Origin of the sequence: Micromonospora sp. NPDC006431 (genome assembly GCF_042870725.1) — a bacterium.
Taxonomy (GTDB): Bacteria; Actinomycetota; Actinomycetes; order Mycobacteriales; family Micromonosporaceae; genus Micromonospora.
The window spans coordinates 274,536-293,271 of the sequence record NZ_JBIAHQ010000007.1 but is presented as its reverse complement, the minus strand read 5'-3'; the positions used below and the strand labels follow the sequence as shown (position 1 = coordinate 293,271).

The following is an 18,736-nucleotide window of genomic DNA, read 5'->3' as shown; positions in this document are numbered from 1 at the left end:
CCCGGCCTGGGTGAACGCTGGCGATGTGACAGCGACCGTAGTCTGCGGGGGAACCGGACGGAAGTGCAGTCGCGATCGTGACAGACCGGGCGTCATGGTCACCCGCTGCTGAACCCGGCCTCCGCAATATCGACTGTCGGGTTGCCTACACCCGGCGAGGAGGGTAGGCAGGAATCCCACCTACGCCGATCGGGGAGAACACATGAGACCTCGAGCCCTCATCACCACGACCATCGCGCTGGGCGCGCTGGTGGCCGGGACCGCGGTTCCCGCCCAGGCGAAGCCGGCCGAGCCGCCCAAGGAGCCGGTGGCCGTCGGATACGGGGGCGCGGTATCCACGGTGGACGCCACCGCCACGGCCGTCGGGCTGGACGTGCTGCGGCGCGGTGGCAACGCGGTCGACGCGGCGGTCGCCGCCGCCGCGACCCTCGGCGTCACCGAACCGTTCTCGGCCGGCATCGGCGGCGGCGGCTTCTTCGTCTACTACGACGCGAAGCGCGGGCGGGTGCACACCATCGACGGCCGCGAGGCGGCACCGGCGTCGATGAACGAAACCAGCTTCGTCAACCCGGCCACCGGGCAGCCGTACCGGTTCGACGAGGCCCGGATCAGCGGGCTGTCGGCCGGCGTTCCCGGCACGCTGCTGACCTGGCAGGACGCGTTGGACCGCTGGGGCACCCGGTCGCTTTCGCAGATGCTCAAGCCCGCCGCGCGGGTCGCCGAGGACGGCTTCCCCGTCGACGAGACCTTCGCCAGCCAGGTCGCCGCGAATCAGGCCGCGTTCGGGCAGTTCAGCTCGACCAGTGCGCTGTACCTGCCCGGCGGCCAGCCGCCGGCGGTCGGTAGCACCTTCCGCAACCCGGACCTCGCCGATACGTACCGTCTGATCGCCAAGCGGGGCACCGACGTGTTCTACCAGGGCGAGGTCGGCCGCGACGTGGTCGCCACCGTGCAGCACCCGCCGGTGGCGGCGCAGCCGGTCGGGTCGTGGCCGTACCCGATCCGGCCCGCCGGGATGACCTCCGCCGACCTCGCCGCCTACCGCACCCGCTTCCCCGAGCCCACCCGGTCGGACTACCGCGGCTTCGAGGTGTACGGCATGTCCACCCCGTCGAGCGGCGGCACCGCGGTAGGGGAGGCGCTCAACATCCTCGAGCAGTTCGACCTGCGGTCGATGACCGCGACGCAGGCCATGCACCACTACCTGGAGGCCAGCGCGCTGGCGTTCGCCGACCGTAACCGCTACGTCGGCGACCACACCGGGCAGAGCGTGCTCCAGGAACTGCTCAGCGACGGGTTCGCCAAGGAGCGCGCGTGCCAGATCGCTGCCTCGGCGGCGCTGCCCAAGCCGGTCGCACCCGGCGTCCCCGACGGTGCCTACGGCGGTTGCTCGGCGGCGGCGGTCGCCGACACCCGCGACGACCGTAAGAGCACCACCAACCTGACCGTGGCCGACCGGTGGGGCAACGTGGTGGAGTACACGCTGACCATCGAGGCGACCGGTGGCAACGGCATGGTCGTCCCCGGTCGGGGATTCCTGCTCAACAACGAGCTGACCGACTTCAACTTCGCGCCGACCCAGGGCGCCGCGCCCGACCCGAACCTGCCCGCGCCGGGTAAGCGCCCCCGCAGCTCGATGTCGCCCACGATCGTGCTGGCCGACGGGCGGCCGTTCCTGGCTGTCGGCACGCCCGGCGGCGCGACGATCATCACCACCGTCCTGCAGATGCTGGTCAACCGGATCGACCTGGGGATGACCCTGCCGGAGGCGCTGGCGGCGCCGCGGGCGTCGCAGCGTAACGGCGCCAGCACTCAGGCCGAGCCGGCGTTCATCACCGCGTACGGCAACGGGCTGCCCCCGGGGCACGCCTTCTCTTCCACCGAGGAGATCGGCGCCGCGACCGGTATCGAGTTCCTGACGGATGGCCGGCTGGTCGCCGCGGCCGAACCGGTACGCCGGGGCGGCGGCGCGGCAGCGGTGGTCGGCCGCTGGGCGAGCCACTGACGGTGTGAACGCCAGGACGGCTCAGGCAAAGGCTTGAGCCGTCCTGGCGTCGTCATTCGCGGGAACCGTCTCGCCTTAGCTGGCTGTTAAGTAACGGCCGAACTGCTCATCCGGCGGACCGCACCGGGCAGACTGGGCCGATGCCTGCCGCCGATCCGCCCGCTCCCCGGTTCCGCCGCCGGACCCAGACCCTCGTCGTGGTGGTTGTCTCGCTCGCCGTGGCGGTCGCGCTCGGCGCCTGGTCGCTGCGTGGGCGGGTTGCCGGCGGCGGCGGTGCACTGGAGCAGGGCGATGTGGCGGCCTCCGGCACCCCGACCTGCGCCGGCCGGCCGGCGCGGGCACCCCGCGAGTTGCGCGGCATGTGGATCACGACGGTCAACAACATCGACTGGCCGAGCCGGCCCGGACTGCCCGCCGAGACGGTGCGGGCCGAGTTCCGAAGCTGGCTCGACCTGGCCGTGCGGCGCAACCACAACGCGGTGTTCGTGCACGTGCGGCCGAGTGGGGACGCGCTCTGGCCGTCCAGGTACGCGCCGTGGTCACAGTGGCTGACCGGGAGCCGCGACGGCCGCGACCCGGGCTGGGACCCGATGGAGTTCATGGTCGCCGAGGCGCACGCCCGCAACCTGGAGTTCCACGCCTGGTTCAACCCGTACCGGGGTGGGCAGCCGGCCACGGTCGGCGGGCCCGGCCCGAGACTGGACCAGCTCGCGCCGGCCCATCCGCTGCGCCGACACCGCGACTGGGTGGTGACCTATCCGAGCGCTGACCGGCCCGGCAGCCGCCTCTACTTCAACCCGGGTGTGCCGGAGGCGCGCAAGTTCGTCGAGGACTCGATGCTGGAGGCGGTGCAGCGGTACAACGTCGACGGGGTGCACTTCGACGATTTCTTCTACCCGTACCCGGAGGCCGGGCAGGACTTTCCGGACGGCGCGGCGTTCGCCCGCTACGGCCGAGGGTTCGCGGACAAGGCCGCCTGGCGCCGCGACAACGTGAACACGCTGGTCCGGGAGATGAGCGAGCGGATCAAGGCGATCAAGCCGTGGGTGAAGTTCGGTATCAGCCCGTTCGGTATCTGGCGTAACAAGCGCACCGACCCGGCCGGCTCGGCGACAGCCGGGTTGCAGAGCTACGACGACATCTATGCCGACACCCGACTGTGGGTACGGGAGCAGTGGCTGGACTACGTCGTGCCGCAGCTCTACTGGCACATCGGGTTCGGCAAGGCCGACTACGCCAAGCTGCTGCCGTGGTGGGCGGCAACGGTGCGGGGCACCCGGGTGCAGCTCTACATCGGCCAGGCCGACTACCGGGTGGGCGAGCGCGGCGCCTGGCGCGACCCGGCCGAGTTGGACCGCCAGCTCGCCCTCAACCAGCGGCACGGGGTGAGCGGCAGCGTGCACTTCAGCGCCAAGCAGGTGCGCGCCGACAAGCTCGGGGCGGTCAGCCGGTACAGCGAGGCGCACTACGCCGGCCCGGCGCTGGTGCCCACGATGGCGCAGCTGCCGGCGGCGCCGCCCGCCGCGCCGGAGGTTACGGGCGTACGCCGGGCGGACGGGGGCGGGGTGGTGCTGACCTGGCGCGGGGAGGGCGCGGCGAGCTTCGCCGTCTACCGGGTGGACGCCGAGGTGGCCCGGCTCGTCGGCACTGCCCGTGGTGGCGGCTGGGTCGACCGCGCCGCCCCGACCGGCCGATCCCTGTCCTACTGCGTGTCGGGGCTGGATCGCAGCGGGAACGAGGGCCGGCTCAGCACGCCGGTGTCGGTCGCCGCGACGTAGGGCTGACGGCTGTTCGCCATTTTATGCTCAAACATGGTCGAGTGTGGTCGTCTATTGTGGTCGTGTGAAGCTTTCGGAGTGGGCTCGCCGGCAGGGGGTGAGCTATCAGACCGCGTGGCGGTGGGTGAAGGACGGAAAGATGCCCGTCCCGGTCCGCCAGGCGCCCTCCGGGACGTGGATCGTGACGGAGCCCGCGAGCGCCGAAGGTCGTGTGGTCGCGTACTGCCGTGTGTCCTCTGCCGAGCAGAAGGACGACCTGGACCGTCAGGCCATCCGGGTTGTGGAGGGCGCCAACGCGCGGGGCCTGGCCGTCGGTGAGGTTGTCAAGGAGATCGGGTCCGGGCTCGACGGTAGGCGGCGCAAGCTGGACCGGGTGCTGGCTGACCCGACCGCTGCGGTGATCGTGGTCGAGCATCGGGATCGGCTTGCCCGGTTCGGTGTCGAACACCTGGAATCCGCGTTGTCCGCGACCGGGCGGCGTGTGGTTGTCCTGAGTTCACAGGGGACCACCAGCGACCTGGTTCGGGACATTACCGAGGTGTTGACCTCGATGTGTGCCCGGCTGTACGGGCAGCGGGCGGCGAAGGACCGTGCGGCCCGGGCCGTGGCCGTGGCGACCGGTGAGGACGCCGAGTGAAGAAGTTCCAGCCGCGGCCCGGTTTCGTCGTGCAGGCCTACCGGTTCGCGCTCGATCCAGGCGCGGTGCAGGAGAAGGCGCTTCGGTCGCACTGCGGCGCGGCGCGGGCCGCCTACAACTGGGCCGTGTCGTGGGTATCGGCGTCCTGGTGGCAACGCAAGGCAGAGGCCTCCTACGGCGTGCCCGACGACCAGCTCACCGAGTGGCGGACGTGGTCACTGCCCGCCCTACGAAAGGCGTTCAACCAGGCCAAGCACACCGATTGCAGGTTCGCTGACTGGTGGGAGGAGAACTCCAAGGAGGCGTACAGCACGGGCCTGGCGAACGCGGCTGCGGCGTTCGACAACTACGCCAAGTCCAAGCAGGGCAAGCGTAAAGGCAAGCGTGTGGGCATGCCCCGGCGGAGTCCAAGCACACCGCGCGGCTCGCCTGCCGGTTCACCACCGGCGCCATCCGCGTCGAGCCGGACCGCCGCCACGTAACCCTGCCCCGACTCGGAACGATCCGCACCCACGAATCCACCCGCAAGCTGCAACGCCGCATCGCGAACGGTACCGCCCGCGTCCTGTCGGCCACCGTCAGCTTCGAGCGGGGCCGGTGGTTCTGCTCGTTCCAGGTCGAGGTCAGCAAGAAAGCGCGCACCGCCGCCCGGCCCGGCGTGGTCGTAGGCGTGGATCTCGGCGTCAAGTGCCTCGCCGTGATGGCTGACTCCGCGGGTGAGGTCCAGTTCGTGCCGAACCCGGCGCACTACGACGGCGCGCTCAAGCACCTCAAGCGGCTGGCTCGCCGGGTCTCCCGCCGTCAGGGTCCGGACCGGCGCACCGGGGGCAAGCCGTCCAGGCGGTGGGCGATCGCCAACGCCGAACGTAACCGCGTGCACCACCGGGTGGCGAATCTGCGGCAGGACGGCCTGCATAAACTCACCACCGCCATCACCGCGGAGTACGCCACCGTCGTGGTCGAAGACCTCAACGTGGCCGGCATGCTCCGTAACCGCCGCCTGGCCCGCAAGATCGCCGACGCCGGGTTCGCTGAGATCCGCCGCCAGATCACCTACAAGACCGGCTGGGCCGGCGGCGAAACCGTCGTCGCCAACCGCTGGTACCCGTCGTCCAAAACCTGCTCGAACTGCCGCGTGGTGAAAGCCAAACTGCCGCTGCACGTCCGAGTCTTCACCTGCGACGCCTGCAGTCTGGTCATCGACCGGGACGAGAACGCAGCCCGCAACCTCGCCGCCCTCGCGACGGCCGTAACAACTGGTACCGGAGTGGCCGGAGCCCAGGACGCGCAAGCGTCGAACCCGCGTGGAGCCGACCGCAAGACCCGCGCCACCACCCGCAGCCGCAAGGCCACGGGTGAGCGGGCAGGTGGCGCAACCCTGCCGCACCAGCGGCAGGAGGAAACGCGAGACCGTCAACAGGACACCGAAGCACTCACACTTCGGTGACACCGTCACGGACCTTCCGAGTGGAAACACCCGGAATGCTGGTATTCGACTAGAAGATTAGCAACGGCATCAGGTGCGGCAGAATCGGGTCGGTGTGAACGGCCGGCCGGGTGGCGCGGTGGGCCGCCAGACCGGATTCAGCTGGATCGCCAGGGCGGGGGCATGCCAGGCGTCCCCCAGCTGCTGGAGTGGGCCGAACTCCTGGCGGGGGTGGTTGACGTTCGCGCCGGCGAGGAAGCTGATCAGCACGTCGTCGGTGCCCTTCCGGCCGATGATTCCGGCGTGGAAGGTCGGCACCTCGACCACCGGGATCTGGAGCTTCTGGCCGGGTGGGGCCTCGGCGGCGCTCACCGTCGGCAGGAAGGCGACGACGCGTACGCCCGGGATCGGGCACAGGATCTGGTAGCGGTAGAAGGTCGCTCCGTCCAGCAGTGAGCGGACGAACGGCTCGTCGGGTGTGCTGCCGGCCCGGTTGCCGATGGTCGTCACCTTGAACATCACCCGCAGCAGCCATCCCGCGGCCAGCCCCCAGCCGGTGTTGGCCTCCGGCGGGGGATAGTAGGTCCGCCCGGCGCGGACCAGCGGGCTGAACATCGCCAGCGCCCGCACCGGAGAGTCGGGCCGGTCCCGCAGGTAGGTGCGGGCCACCATCGCCCCCTCGCTCCGCGCGATCAGGGCGATCGGCCGTCCGGTGCGCTGGTGGAGCGTCTCGATCTGCGCGGCGAGCAGCTGCGAGCTGGACTCCAGCGACCGGTGGGTGGCGTCCGACCGGTACGGCCGCGGGCGGCCAGCTGAGTCCAGGCCGAGGTATGAGAACGGCTCCACGTTCGGATCCGCCGCGGGCCGGCCGTCGTACGCCGAGTCGTGCCCGTCGAGCAGGATCACCGCGTAGGGCACCTGCGGCGGCAGCGGCTGGTTGAGAATCGGCGCCGTGACGGTGTTGGCCTGGTTGCGGGGCTGGGAGAGCACCTGCGTCGTCAGCGGGACGGCCAGCGCCAGCACCATGACGATCGGTGCGACCGGCATCCGCGCCCAACGTATCCGCTTCTGCAGGACGGCTGCGTGCACCGTTTGCCGCCAGAGCAGACCGTTGAGTGCGCCGGCGGCGATGGTGACAATGGGCGTCCACACCTCCGGTGTGCGCCACACCAGCCCCCCGAGCACGGTGATCACGACGAAGTCGAGTAGCGACCAGCCGACCAGTTCGATCGACGGTAATCCGCGCCACCACCCTGGGCCCACCGACATGCGCTGTAGGAAGGGGGCGAGCAGCAGCATCGGAATGAGGGCGGCGAACAGGAACCAGGACAGCGAGACCACCGACGCTGCGATCGCGTAGGCGGCGTACGGCAGGACGAGGACCGCTCCGAACGCCGCTACCCCGACGTTGCGCAGCACAAGCGCCCGGTACGGCGGTCGCGGCGCATGCGCCGGCCAGGCCAGGCTGACGATCGTCGCGGACAGCACTCCACGCAGGGCGATCAGCCCCAGCAGGCCGGAGCCGAACATGAGCCACGAGTTGTGGTAGACCAGCAGCCAACGCATGTCGTGGTAGGAGTCGTACGGCCAGACCGCCGTGCTCTGCGGCGCCAGTCCCTCGGCCGGGATGAACCCGAGCAGCACCAGCACGAAGACCTCGGCCAGCGGGACCGCCGCGGCGATCCCGAGCAGCGCCAACAGCCGCCGGTGCATTGGTGGCACGGGTCCTCCTCCGGTACGTGCGGCTCTGCGCCGACTCTCCCGTGTTTGCCGGTTGCATAGGGCTGAACGATCAGATCGGTCGTCCGTCGCCCCGGCCCACCCTCGGCCGGCCGTTGCGGGTGTTTCCGAACGCCGCCGGCCCGTCGCCGGCCGAGAAATTCGGTCGGTGACGGGCCGGTGGGGATCGCTGGGTGCCGCGGGAGCGTCCCGGGGGCGAGGTGCGGCTACGGGGTCGCCAGTCCGAGGCTGATTGCCCTGGTCAACGTGGCGTTGTCGTCGTCGCCGTCCAGCGACCAGACCATTGCTCCGGCCAGGCCGGCCCGGCGGATGTATCGCGTCTTCTGCAGCACGACTGCCGGGTCGTCGTACGTCCAGAACGTCGTGCCGTCGAACAACCAGGCGTGCCCGGCGCGAACGTCGCGGTGGATGGTGAAGCCCTCGCCGGCCAGGGCCTTGAGCCGCCGGTAGTCCTCGTAGCCGGCCTCGAAGGTGGCCGGCGCGGGCCCGGCCGCGGGCTGGAACAGGCCGTTCCCGCCGCCGGTGACGCCGGTCCAGCCCCGGCCGTAGTACGGGATGCCGAGGACCAGTTTGTCACGTGGTGCACCGCGAGCGACCCAGCCGTCGATCGCCACCTCGGCGGAGAAGTCGGGGCTGTCCGGTGCTCCCGCCGGCACGCGCAGCGCCGACTGCTGGTTGGTCACCGCGTCCCAGGCGCCGTGGAAGTCGTATCCCTGCACGCTGGCGAAGTCCAGGTACTGGAAGATCTTGCGGCCCTCGTATCCGGCGTCCATGGCTGCCGGGTTGGCCGGCAGGAAGGCGGTCAGCTCGTAGTGCTTGCGGGTCTGCCGGCCGTACGCGTCCAGTTGCCGGCGGAACTCGCCGAGCAGCTTGGTGAAGTTCTGCCGGTCCTCCGGGCGGACCACGTTGCCCGGCTCACCCGGCCAGTTCGGCCACTCCCAGTCCAGGTCGATGCCGTCGAAGACGCCGGCGGCCGCGGCCGGGCCGCCACTGCCGCCGTCCAGGACCGGGAGGTTCCCCTTGAGGTAGAGGTCGATGCAGGAGGCGACGAACGCCCGGCGGGAGGCGTCGGTGCGGGCGGCGTTCGAGAAGTACGTCGACCAGCTCCAGCCACCGAGCGAGATCATCACCTTCAGGTCGCGGTGCTTGGCCTTCAGCTTGGCCAGCTGGCCGAGGTTGCCGTTGAGCGGTTCGCCCCAGGCGTCGGCGACGCCGTCGACGCTCTCCTCCGCCGGCACGGGGCGCTGGTAGTCGGCCCAGGCGTCACCCTCGCCCGGCCCACCGTCCACGTAGCAGCGCCCATCCTCGCTCACGTTGCCGAAGGCGTAGTTGACGTGGGTGAGGCGGCTCGCCGCCCCGGAGGTGTCCAGCTTCTTGACCGGGAAGGCCCGGCCGTAGATCCCCCACTGGGTGAAGTAGCCGACGTGGAGGTGGCCGGCCCGACGGTTCGGGTTGTCCGGCGCGCTCGCGGCGGTCGCCGGGGTGGCGGTGACCAGCACGGTCGCCAGGGCGACGAGGGCGGTGAGGTGGCGGTGACGGAACGATCGCATGGGCACTCCCACGAGGGATGAGGCCGAATTAGTTAAGAGACCTTTCTGATTGACGAAGCTAAGCCGGCCACGGTCGACGGTCAAGAGCCGACATGCGGGCAGCTGGCCGAGGCCGCAGCATCCTGCTCGGACCGAATTCCGTTCGGACCCGCGGGGAGCCCGACCCAGCTTCGCTGCCTCAGGCGGCGCCGGTCGGGGCCGGCTCGACGATGACCACCTGGATGCCCTTGTCGCGGAACTTGGCCACCTCGCCGTCGGGCGCGGAGTCGTCTGTCACGAGGGTCCATCGGGGTGGCATGACCGCCCACGCGTGGAAGGGCGCCTGGCCCAGCTTGGCCCCGTGCACCAGGACGTAGACATGATCGGCGCGGCTCATCATGAGCTCCTTCAGCCGCGTCTGTTCGAGGTCCTTCTCGTTGATGCCCCGGTCGGCGCGTACGCCGTCGGCGCCCATGAAGGCGCGGTCGAACGACATCCGCTCCAGCGCCGACTCGGTGACCGGTCCGACGAAGCTCTGGCTCAGCGTCCGCAGCCGGCCCCCGAGGAGGACGACCTCGAGGTGCTCCGCCTCGGCCAGGACCTCCAGGGCGGTCAGGCCGATGGTGGAGACGGACAGGTTGGTGAACCCGGTGAGGATCTGGGCCAGGGCGGCCGTCGTCGACCCGGCGTCGAGCAGGACGCTCTCGCCGGGGACGATCTGCTCGGCCGCCCAGGCCGCGATCGCCCGTTTGGCGGCGTACGCCTCGCCGAGGCGCTGACGTAGCGAGGCCTCCGGGTGCGGCTCCAGGCTGAGGGCGCCGCCGTAGGTGCGGGCGAGTTTGCCCTGGGTGGTGAGCAGCGCGAGATCGCGCCGGATCGTGGAGGGGGTCACGCCCAGCTTGGCGGAGAGTTCCTCCACACTGGCCAGTCCGTTGGAAGCGGCCATCTGCACGATCTGGTCGCGTCGTTGCGACGATCTCTGCCTGCTCATGTCATGCGCACCTTATCCGAGGAGTCAACCGGCGACCGGCTGCGGCGCCATCTCGACGGCGAGCCGCAACGCCTCGATCATGGATCGGTGGTCGGCGATCCCCTTGCCGGCGATGTCGAACGCGGTGCCGTGGTCGACCGAGGTGCGGATGACGGGCAGGCCGACGGTGATGTTCACGCCCGCCTCCAGGCCCAGCACCTTCACCGGGCCGTGGCCCTGGTCGTGGTACATCGCCACCACCAGGTCGTGATCACCGCGTCCGGCGAGGAAGAAGAGCGTGTCCGCGGGCAGCGGGCCCTGCACGTCGATCCCGTCGGTCCGGCAGGCCTGGACGGCGGGGACGATCTTCGACTCCTCCTCGCCCCGGCCGAACAGGCCGTTCTCGCCGGCGTGCGGGTTGATGCCGCAGACCCCGATGCGGGGTGCGGGCACACCCGCGTCCACCATGGCCTGGTGACCACGCCGGATGGTCCGCTCCACCAGCCCCGGCTCGATGCGCTCCACGGCGTCGATGAGGCCGATGTGGGTGGTCACGTGGATGACCTTGACCTTCGGCGTCGACAGCATCATCGACACCTCGGCGGTCCCGGTGAGCTGGGCGAGCAGTTCGGTGTGGCCGGGGAAGACGTGCCCGCCCGCGTGCAGCGCCTCCTTGTTCAGCGGGGCCGTGCAGATGGCCTGCACCTCGCCCGCCATCGCCAGCTCGCTGGCCACCCGCACGTAGTGGTACGCGGCGTCGCCGGCCACCGGCGACATCCGGCCGAACGGCAGGTCGGCCGGCAGCAGTCCCAGGTCGATGACGTTGATCCGGCCGGGGGTGAACTCGGCGTCGGTCGCGCCGGTCACGGGGACGATCTCCGGATCGAGCCCGACGATGCCGGCGGCCTGCCGTAGGCGGGCCGCGTCGCCGATGACGACGCACCGGGCTGTCGCCGAGACCTGGGGGTCGAGCAGCGCCCGCACGATGATCTCGGGGCCGATTCCGGCGCCGTCGCCCATGGTGACGGCGATGTAGGGACTGCTGGCCATCTCGGCTCCTTCAGGTCACGTGCTCGGACAGCACGATGCGGACGAGGTCGGTGAGGGAGGTGGGGCCGCCGAAGCTGCCCGGGCGGGTCACCACGACGCGCCCCGTGTCGGTACGCGAGAGCACGGCGCCTTCCCGCTCGGCAACGGGTCGCAGGCGCGCGACGCCGAGCCGGTCGAGGACCGCGCGGGCGGTCTCGCCGCCGGTGAGCACGAGGGCGCGTCCGTCCATGGTCGACGGCGCCACGGCGTCGGCGAGGGCGGTCGCCAGCCGCGTCGCGAGGTGGGGACGGATCCCGGCGCGGCCGTCGATGGTGACCGCCGCGCAGCGGGCGCCGTCCAGGCGGGCGGCCACCTGGTGGGCCGCGGCGGCCGGGTCGGCCAGCAGGGCCTCGGGGTCGAGGCGCAGCACGACGTCGGCCCGAGGGGCGAGCGTGGCGAGCTGAGTTCGAATGGTGGGGGCGGCGGTCCCGGCGACGACCAGCACCGCGCCGGCGGCCGGCAGAGCGTCGGTGGGGTCAGCGGCGTGGTCGGGGTCCGGTGCCATGCCGCGGGCTGCCGCGGCGGCGAGCCCGGCGGAGCCGACCAGCAACGGCCGTTCGGTGGCCAGGCGCGCCGCGGCGCAGACGGTGTCGAGGTCGGCGTCGGTCGCGGCGTCGCAGACCGGTACGAGCCCGGCCGCGATCGCCGCCGCCAGGGAGCGGGCCAGGTCCTGGGGGCCGCCGCGTACGACGGTGAGGGGCACCGTGTGGGTCGGCAGGGGCGCGAGCGCCGCGGCGAGGTCGCGCGGGGCGGGTCGTTCTTCGGCGTGCCAGAGGCCGGTTTCGTGCAGCGGGACGCCGCGGACGTGCAGTACGCCGTCGACCACGATCCGCCCGGCGGCGGGAAGTGCGGTGGCGACGACCGGGGTGGCACCGAGGGCGGCGTGCAGGGCCGCCACCTCGGCGGCGAGGTTGCCGCGGAGTAGAGAGTCCACCTTCTTCAGGACGGTTCCGCCCGGCTGCCCGGTGAGCAGTGACTTAATCCGGTCGGCTGCGTCGGCCGGGTGCAGGGCCCGGGTGGCGGTGTCGACCGCCACGACGCGCGGCGGGGTGGCGGTGTCCGCTGGCCCGCGTGGTGGAGGTTCGTGGCCGAGGAGCACCGAGATGCGCGTTGTGCGCAACAGGAAGGTGGCGGCGGCCTCGGCGGCTCCACTCAGGTCATCGGCCACGACGGTCAGCTCCGGCATCCCCTCACCTCCCCTTGAATGCGCCTGCGAACTGCTCTTTCGATCCAGAGTCGCGGCATCCCGCGCGAGGGCTCGGCCGGGGGACCGGCCTCCGGCTCGGATGCGTTCAGCGACGCGAAAGACGCTAGCGCCATTGCGCAGAACGCGCAACTGTGCCATCGTGGCTCCACCACCAGTGGCGTCCGTCACAACGGACATATGTTGCCAACCACCACAAGGAGGAATTCATGTCCGACAAGGTCGGGATGAGCGGCGCCACCGGCGCCGGCCCCGGTCGGGGGATCTCCCGCCGGGCGCTCCTGCAGTTCGCCGGCCTCGTGGGCGCGGGTACCGTCGTCGGCTCGGCGCTGAGCGCCTGCGCGGGGCCGCAGGGTGCCGGCGGCGCCACCGGGTCCGGGGGCGGCGGCAAGCTCAGCATCGTGCTCAACCGCAACCTGGTGAGCCTCGACAACAAGCTCAACCAGTACGACGCCGCGGTCACCGTCCAGCGCGCCGTCCGGCAGGCCCTGACCCGGATCGGTCAGAACCTCAAGCCCGAGCTGGTGCTGGCCGAGTCGTTCGAGCTCACCGCACCCACCACGTGGACCGTGAAGCTCCGCAACGACATCCACTACTCGGACAAGTCGCCGGTCACCGTCGAGGATGTCGAGACGGCGCTCAAGTACTACTTCCAGGTGAAGGCGAGCTTCGTCGCCGCCCAGTTCCCCGAGCAGCCCGTGTTTACGAAGATCGATGACCGCACCTTCACGCTCACCACCAGCAAGCCGCTGGTGACGCTCGACTCCCTGATGTCGAACATCCTCATCACGCCGGCCAAGGCCAACAAGCCGGAGGAACTGCGCGAGGGCATCGGCACGGGCCCCTTCAAGGTCGCCTCCGCCGACTCCGGCACCGGCACCTACCGCCTCGTCCGCAACGAGAACTACTGGGGCGAGAAGGCCCTCCTCGACGAGGTGAACATCTCCTACCAGGAGGAGGAGGGCGGGCGGGTCATCGCGATCACGTCCGGTCAGGCCGACGTCATCGACACCATCACCCCCGAGTCGGCGGCGGCGCTGAAGAAGAACAACGACATCGAGCTCATCCAGGAGCCGGGCACCCGCCTGATCCACCTCTTCTACAACTTCCGCAAGCCGGCCGGTCACCCGCTGACCAACCCCAAGGTCCGGGAGGCGCTCAGCCACGCCGTCGACCACGACGCGCTGATCTCCAGCCTGATGAACGGGGTGGTCAGCTCCGCCGAAGGCGTGGTGCCCAAGACCCTCGCCGGTTTCGTCCGCACCGGCCAGTACGCCTTCGACCCGGCAAAGGCCAAGCAGATGCTGGCCGCCGAGGGTGTGTCGAAGCTCGACCTCACCTTCATCTGGGAGGAGTCCGAGTTCGCCGGCGCCGCCCGGGTGATGGAGGCGCTGGTCAGCATGCTCGGCGACGTCGGTGTGACGGTGAAGCTGAAGGAGATTCCCAAGGGTGGTGAGATCAACGCCTGGCGCCGCGGCGAGGCCGGCGAATGGGACGTCCTCGGCAACGGCTACGGCAACCAGACCGGCCTGGCCATCACCAACCTGCAGGGCCAGTACGGCGGCACCGCCGAGAAGGAGAAGACCCGGGACAGCTACCACGGCTTCGTCTTCCCGGAGATCAGCGGACTGATCGACCAGGCCGGCTCGGAACCCGACGCCGCCAAGCGGGACGCGCTGCTCAAGCAGGCCCAGGAGAAGATCTGGGCGCTCTGGCCGGCCATGTGGGCCTGGACCCCGGACAACGTCCTGGCCAAGCGCAGGCGGGTCACCAGCCTCGAGCTTTCCCCCGCCAACTCCTACGACCTGTCCAAGGTCCGGGTGTCAGGCTGAGCAGCGCCATGCCCCGCTACCTCCTCAAGCGCCTCCTCCAGACGGTGCTCACCGCGTGGTTCACCGTCACCGTCGTCTTCGTCCTGCTGCGCATGGCGCCCGGCGACCCGGCGGTGAACTACGCGCCACCCAACCCGTCCAGCGAGCAACTGGCGGCGGTACGGCACGAGTTCGGGCTCGACCAGCCCGTCCTCGGGCAGTACCTGACCTACCTGCAGCACCTGCTGCGCGGGGACATCGGCGAGTCGTTCCAGTTCCGCCAGTCCGCGCTGCAGGTGGTGCTGGACCGCCTGCCGTACACCATCACGCTCGCCGTCGCGGCCATCGCCGTGACCGCCCTGCTGGCCATCCCGCTCGGGGTGTGGATGGCCCGCCGGGGCAACACCGCCGGGGAACTCGGCGCCAACATCGCGACCATCGCCGGGCAGTCGATGCCGGACTTCTGGATCGGCTTCGTGCTGCTGATCGTCTTCGCGGTGAACCTGCAGTGGTTCCCGCCGTCCGGGTTCACCTCGATGAGCTCGATCGTGCTGCCCTGCCTGACCATCGTCATCCTGCAGGTGGCCCTCATCTCGCGGCTCGTCCGGCGCGAGATGGTGACCAACCTCAACGCCCCGTACGTCACCATCGCCCGGTCCCGCGGCGTCTCCGAGCGTCGCCTGACCTGGCGGTACGCCTTCGCCAACTCGTCCATCCCGGTGGTCACGGCGCTGGGCACCCGCTTCGCCGCCATGCTCAACGGCGTGGTGATCGTCGAGGTCGTCTTCAAGTGGCCCGGGGTCGGCGAGCTGGTGGTGGACGCCCTGGAACGGCGGGACTTCCCGCTGATCCAGGCGACGGTGCTGGTGACGGTGGTGCTCGCCCTGCTGGTCCAACTCCTGGTGGACATGCTCTACCCCCTCATGGATCCCCGCGTCCGGCTTCAGGAGGCCCGCCGATGAGCGATCTGGCCGTCTCTCCCACCCGTACCGCCGTCCCGCCCAAGGTGCTGCGCCGGTCGGCGGCGGCGCGCAAGGCCCGCTACAGCACGATCAAGATGTGGGCCGGCGCGCTGTGCACGGGGGTCGTCGTGGTCCCGGTGGCCCTCGCCCGCGTCCTGCCGCTGCCCGACCCGGTGCACGGCGTGCTCCGGGAGACCTCGCTGCCGCCGCTGAGCCCCGGGCACCTGCTCGGCACCGACCCCAACGGCCGCGACCTGCTCTCGCGCATCCTGCACGGCGGGCAGACCTCGCTGCTCATCGGGCTGCTGGCGATCCTGCTGTCCGGGCTGATCGGCATCGTGGCCGGCGCCGCCGCCGGCTACTTCGGCGGGTGGGTGGACACCGTCATCTCGCGCCTGCTCGAGGCGCAGATGTCCCTGCCGCTGCTGCTGATGCTGCTGCTCGTCGTGGCGCTGTTCGGCCCGTCGATCCTCGTCATCACCCTGGTGATCGCCGTCGCCCAGTGGCCCGAACCGGCCCGGCTGACCCGGGCGCTCGTGCTGGTCGAACGGGAGAAACCGTACGTGGCCGCCGCCCGGGTCCTCGGGCTCGGCCGGCTGCGCATCATCGCCCGGCACATCATCCCGAACATCCTGTCCCAGACCCTGGTCGTGGTGCTCCTGCTGCTCGCCCAGGCGGTGCTGCTGGAGAGCGCGCTCAGCTTCCTCGGCGCCGGCGTGCAGCGTCCCTACCCGACCTGGGGCGGCATCATCTCCGACGGCCGCGAACTCTTCGTCACCGGCGCGTGGTGGCTGGTCACCATCCCCGGCGTCGCGATCGCCCTGCTCGTGCTCGGCGTCAATCTGCTCGGGGACGGACTGCGCGACCGGGTGCGGCGCGCGAAGGCGGTGACCTCCTGATGGCCGTGCTCACTGTGCGGGACCTGACCGTCGACCTGATGACGGGGCTCGGCGCGCTGCGGGCGGTCGACGGGGTCAGCTTCAGCATCGATCCCGGCGAGACGGTGACGATCATCGGCGAGTCCGGCTCCGGCAAGTCGACCACGGCGATGGCCCTGCTCCGGCTGCTGCCGGACGACCTCGCCGTCGTCGGCGGCCACGCGGAGATCGCCGGGCGGGACGTGATCGGCAGCCGGCGGCATGTCGCCGCCCTGCGCGGCCGGACGGTGGCGCTGATCCCGCAGGACCCGATGACAGCGCTCAGCCCGATCGCCACCATCGGCCGGCAGATGACCGAGGCGATCCGGCTGTCGCACCGCGGCGTCTCGAAGGCGCAGGCCCGCGAGCGGGTCCTCGACCTGCTGCGGGCGGTCCACCTCAGCCAGCCGGAGCGGCGGCTGAAGTCCTACCCGCACCAGCTCTCCGGCGGGATGCTCCAGCGGGTCCTGATCGCCATGGCGCTGTCGGCCGAGGCCGACCTCATCGTCGCCGACGAGCCCACCTCGGCGCTGGACGTGACGGTGCAGGCCGGCATCCTGGACCTGCTGCTGGAGATCCAGGAACGCACCGGCGCCGCGATGCTGCTCATCACCCACGACCTCGGCGTCGCCCGGCTGATGAGCGACCGGGTGCACGTGATGCAGTCCGGCCGGTTCGTGGAGAGCGGCGCCGTGGAGGACGTGATCGACCGGCCCCAGCACCCGTACACCAGGAAGCTGCTGGCGGCGCTGCCGAAGCTCGGGTCGTGGGACGACCCGGGAACGCCGGCCGTGCCGCGGCCGCAGGTGACGAAGGAAGGCGTGTCATGAACCAGCCCCTGCTCGACGTTCGTGGGCTCGTGGTGGAGTACGGCCACGGCCCGGGGCTGCAGCGCGCGGTCGACGACGTCTCCTTCCGGATCCCCCGCGGCGGCTCGCTGGCCGTGGTGGGCGAGTCCGGCTCGGGCAAGTCGACCATCGCCCGTGCCCTGGTCCGGCTGGTCAAGCCGGCCGCCGGGTCGATCACCTTCGACGGCGTCGACCTGGCCGGCCTCACCGAGCGGCAGCTGCGACCGCTGCGGCACCGTATCCAGATGGTCTTCCAGGACCCGTACGGTTCGCTCGACCCGCACCTGGACGCTCAGCAGATCGTGGCGGAGCCGATCGCCGTACGCGGCGAACGGTCGCGCAGCGTCCGGGAGCGGCGGGCGGCCGAGCTGCTCGACCGGGTCGGCCTGCCCCGCTCGGCACTGCACCGCCGGCCGCACGAGTTCTCCGGCGGCCAACGCCAGCGCATCGGCATCGCCCGGGCGCTGGCGTCCGAGCCCGACCTGCTGGTCTGCGACGAGGCGACCAGCGCCCTCGACGTCTCCGTGCAGGCGCAGGTCCTCGACATTCTCGGCACGCTGCGGCGGGAGCAGGGCCTGACGTTCCTGTTCATCTCGCACAACCTGGGAGTGGTGCGGGCGGTGAGCGACGAGGTGCTGGTGCTGCGCACCGGCCGGGTCGTCGAACAGGGCCCGACGGAGGAGGTCCTACAGCGGCCCCGGGACGAGTACACCCGGCGGCTGCGCCGCAGCGTCCTGGAGCCGGCGCTGATCACCGGCCGCAAACCCCGCGAGATGGTCCGGCAGGTCGCGGCGGCCCGGGCGGCGGAGAGCGCGGTGGCGTCATGAGGCACACCCCGCTGACCGGGCTGCGCCGCCCGCTGCCCGAACTCGTGCTGGGCACCATGACCTTCGGCGACACCGCCGACCTGGACACCGCCCGGGCCATGGTCGACGTGGCCCTGGACCACGGCCTGACCTCCTTCGACACCGCCAACGGCTACGCCGGCGGCCGCAGCGAGCAGATGCTCGGCGAGATCCTGCGGGGCCGCTGGGACCAGGTCACCGTGGCCACCAAGGCCGGCATCTACCCGGGGGACGCCGACGGCCACCCGCTGCTGTCCCGCAAGGGCGTCCGGGCCTCCCTCGAGGCCAGCCTGCGCCGGCTCGGCACCGACCGGGTCGACCTGTTCTACCTGCACCAGCCGGACCGGTCGGTGCCGCTGGAGGAGACCGCCGAGGCGCTCGCCGACCTGGTCCGCGACGGACTGGCCGGGGCGATCGGGGTGTCGAACTACGCGGCGTGGCAGATCAGCGACGTCGCGGCGGCGTGCGCGGCCGCCGGCGCGCCGCGGCCCGTCGTGGCGCAGCAGCTGTACAACCTGGTGGCCCGACGCATCGAGGACGAGTACGTCGAGTACGCGCGGACCCACGAACTGGCCACGGTCGTCTACAACCCGCTCGGCGGTGGCCTGCTGACCGGCCGGCACTCGTTCGACACGGCGCCGATCGAGGGCCGGTTCGGCAGCTCCGCGCTGTCGGGCATGTACCGCGACCGGTACTGGAACCGGCCGATCTTCGAGGCGGTGGAGGGGCTGTCGCGCATCGCCGACGGCGCCGGGATACCGCTGCCCGAGCTGTCGCTGCGCTGGCTGCTGTCCCGGGAGGTGGTGACGTCGGTCCTGCTCGGCGGGTCCAAGCCGCAGCAGCTGCGCGACAACATCCAGGCCGCGGCCCGCGGGCCGCTGCCGCGCGACGTGCTCGACGCCTGCGACGAGGTCGGCCGCGTCCTCGCCGGCCCGATGCCCGCCTACAACCGCTGACCCACCCAGGAAGGACCAT

At 71.3% G+C, this 18,736-nt stretch carries 16 protein-coding genes; 11 read left to right on the top strand and 5 right to left on the bottom strand.

Annotation, left to right across the window (positions count from 1 at the left end; translation table 11 throughout):
* Window positions 1-202 precede the first annotated feature (202 nt).
* From ggt to tnpB, 5 genes are all read left to right on the top strand, one after another.
* A complete protein-coding gene (gene ggt / locus ACFYM6_RS15880; RefSeq protein WP_387275994.1) occupies window positions 203-2,005 on the top strand; it encodes a gamma-glutamyltransferase in 1,803 nt (600 codons plus the stop codon).
* Between the two features lie 140 nt (window positions 2,006-2,145).
* Window positions 2,146-3,783, top strand: coding sequence for a glycoside hydrolase family 10 protein (locus tag ACFYM6_RS15875; RefSeq protein WP_387275992.1), 1,638 nt, complete (start codon window positions 2,146-2,148; stop codon window positions 3,781-3,783).
* A 64-nt stretch (window positions 3,784-3,847) separates the two neighbouring features.
* Window positions 3,848-4,420, top strand: a complete 573-nt coding sequence (locus ACFYM6_RS15870; RefSeq protein WP_387275990.1) for an IS607 family transposase — start codon at window positions 3,848-3,850, stop codon at window positions 4,418-4,420.
* Window positions 4,417-4,902, top strand: a complete 486-nt coding sequence (locus ACFYM6_RS15865; protein WP_387275988.1) for a helix-turn-helix domain-containing protein — start codon at window positions 4,417-4,419, stop codon at window positions 4,900-4,902. Before ACFYM6_RS15870 ends, ACFYM6_RS15865 begins: the two co-directional genes overlap by 4 nt.
* Complete coding sequence (gene tnpB, locus ACFYM6_RS15860) at window positions 4,872-5,867, top strand: IS607 family element RNA-guided endonuclease TnpB (RefSeq protein ID WP_387276039.1); 996 nt, start codon at window positions 4,872-4,874, stop codon at window positions 5,865-5,867. The genes ACFYM6_RS15865 and tnpB overlap by 31 nt, the downstream gene beginning before the upstream one ends.
* Before the next feature lie 69 nt (window positions 5,868-5,936).
* Here the strand turns inward: tnpB and ACFYM6_RS15855 are convergent, their stop codons facing one another.
* The 5 genes from ACFYM6_RS15855 to ACFYM6_RS15835 form a co-directional block, all read right to left on the bottom strand.
* Entirely contained in the window at window positions 5,937-7,559 is a 1,623-nt protein-coding gene (locus tag ACFYM6_RS15855; RefSeq protein WP_387276037.1) for a hypothetical protein, read from the bottom strand.
* Between the two features lie 233 nt (window positions 7,560-7,792).
* Complete coding sequence (locus tag ACFYM6_RS15850; RefSeq protein WP_387275986.1) at window positions 7,793-9,136, bottom strand: glycoside hydrolase family 18 protein; 1,344 nt, start codon at window positions 9,134-9,136, stop codon at window positions 7,793-7,795.
* A 178-nt stretch (window positions 9,137-9,314) separates the two neighbouring features.
* Window positions 9,315-10,106 (bottom strand): DeoR/GlpR family DNA-binding transcription regulator, encoded by a 792-nt coding sequence (locus tag ACFYM6_RS15845; protein WP_387275984.1) that lies wholly within the window; start codon window positions 10,104-10,106, stop codon window positions 9,315-9,317.
* A gap of 24 nt (window positions 10,107-10,130) precedes the next feature.
* Window positions 10,131-11,135, bottom strand: a complete 1,005-nt coding sequence (pdxA, locus tag ACFYM6_RS15840) for a 4-hydroxythreonine-4-phosphate dehydrogenase PdxA (RefSeq protein WP_387275982.1) — start codon at window positions 11,133-11,135, stop codon at window positions 10,131-10,133.
* Between the two features lie 10 nt (window positions 11,136-11,145).
* Window positions 11,146-12,360 carry a four-carbon acid sugar kinase family protein gene (locus tag ACFYM6_RS15835; RefSeq protein ID WP_387275980.1) on the bottom strand — a complete coding sequence of 405 codons (1,215 nt, stop codon included), beginning with the start codon at window positions 12,358-12,360 and terminating at the stop codon, window positions 11,146-11,148.
* Window positions 12,361-12,587: 227 nt separating this feature from the next.
* On the opposite strand from ACFYM6_RS15835, the gene ACFYM6_RS15830 reads away from it, so the two are divergent.
* The 6 genes from ACFYM6_RS15830 to ACFYM6_RS15805 are packed head-to-tail and all read left to right on the top strand — an operon-like array spanning window position 12,588 to window position 18,717.
* On the top strand, window positions 12,588-14,210 hold the full coding sequence (locus ACFYM6_RS15830) for an ABC transporter substrate-binding protein (protein WP_387275978.1): 1,623 nt from the start codon (window positions 12,588-12,590) through the stop codon (window positions 14,208-14,210).
* Window positions 14,211-14,218: 8 nt separating this feature from the next.
* On the top strand, window positions 14,219-15,151 hold the full coding sequence (locus ACFYM6_RS15825; protein WP_387275977.1) for an ABC transporter permease: 933 nt from the start codon (window positions 14,219-14,221) through the stop codon (window positions 15,149-15,151).
* Window positions 15,148-16,050 carry an ABC transporter permease gene (locus ACFYM6_RS15820; protein WP_387275975.1) on the top strand — a complete coding sequence of 301 codons (903 nt, stop codon included), beginning with the start codon at window positions 15,148-15,150 and terminating at the stop codon, window positions 16,048-16,050. The genes ACFYM6_RS15825 and ACFYM6_RS15820 overlap by 4 nt, the downstream gene beginning before the upstream one ends.
* Window positions 16,050-16,898, top strand: a complete 849-nt coding sequence (locus ACFYM6_RS15815) for an ABC transporter ATP-binding protein (RefSeq protein WP_387275973.1) — start codon at window positions 16,050-16,052, stop codon at window positions 16,896-16,898. Before ACFYM6_RS15820 ends, ACFYM6_RS15815 begins: the two co-directional genes overlap by 1 nt.
* Window positions 16,895-17,743, top strand: a complete 849-nt coding sequence (locus ACFYM6_RS15810) for an ATP-binding cassette domain-containing protein (RefSeq protein WP_387275971.1) — start codon at window positions 16,895-16,897, stop codon at window positions 17,741-17,743. Before ACFYM6_RS15815 ends, ACFYM6_RS15810 begins: the two co-directional genes overlap by 4 nt.
* Entirely contained in the window at window positions 17,740-18,717 is a 978-nt protein-coding gene (locus ACFYM6_RS15805; RefSeq protein ID WP_387275970.1) for an aldo/keto reductase, read from the top strand. Before ACFYM6_RS15810 ends, ACFYM6_RS15805 begins: the two co-directional genes overlap by 4 nt.
* Window positions 18,718-18,736 lie beyond the last annotated feature (19 nt).

Excerpts from the sequence above, each read along its gene's own strand:
- ggt (WP_387275994.1), top strand. The coding sequence starts at position 203 with ATGAGACCTCGAGCCCTCATCACCACGACCATCGCGCTGGGCGCGCTG.
- ACFYM6_RS15875 (WP_387275992.1), top strand. The coding sequence starts at position 2,146 with ATGCCTGCCGCCGATCCGCCCGCTCCCCGGTTCCGCCGCCGGACCCAG.
- ACFYM6_RS15855 (WP_387276037.1), bottom strand. The coding sequence starts at position 7,559 with ATGCACCGGCGGCTGTTGGCGCTGCTCGGGATCGCCGCGGCGGTCCCG.
- ACFYM6_RS15850 (WP_387275986.1), bottom strand. The coding sequence starts at position 9,136 with ATGCGATCGTTCCGTCACCGCCACCTCACCGCCCTCGTCGCCCTGGCG.
- ACFYM6_RS15845 (WP_387275984.1), bottom strand. The coding sequence starts at position 10,106 with ATGAGCAGGCAGAGATCGTCGCAACGACGCGACCAGATCGTGCAGATG.
- pdxA (WP_387275982.1), bottom strand. The coding sequence starts at position 11,135 with ATGGCCAGCAGTCCCTACATCGCCGTCACCATGGGCGACGGCGCCGGA.
- ACFYM6_RS15835 (WP_387275980.1), bottom strand. The coding sequence starts at position 12,360 with ATGCCGGAGCTGACCGTCGTGGCCGATGACCTGAGTGGAGCCGCCGAG.
- ACFYM6_RS15830 (WP_387275978.1), top strand. The coding sequence starts at position 12,588 with ATGTCCGACAAGGTCGGGATGAGCGGCGCCACCGGCGCCGGCCCCGGT.
- ACFYM6_RS15825 (WP_387275977.1), top strand. The coding sequence starts at position 14,219 with ATGCCCCGCTACCTCCTCAAGCGCCTCCTCCAGACGGTGCTCACCGCG.
- ACFYM6_RS15820 (WP_387275975.1), top strand. The coding sequence starts at position 15,148 with ATGAGCGATCTGGCCGTCTCTCCCACCCGTACCGCCGTCCCGCCCAAG.
- ACFYM6_RS15815 (WP_387275973.1), top strand. The coding sequence starts at position 16,050 with ATGGCCGTGCTCACTGTGCGGGACCTGACCGTCGACCTGATGACGGGG.
- ACFYM6_RS15810 (WP_387275971.1), top strand. The coding sequence starts at position 16,895 with ATGAACCAGCCCCTGCTCGACGTTCGTGGGCTCGTGGTGGAGTACGGC.
- ACFYM6_RS15805 (WP_387275970.1), top strand. The coding sequence starts at position 17,740 with ATGAGGCACACCCCGCTGACCGGGCTGCGCCGCCCGCTGCCCGAACTC.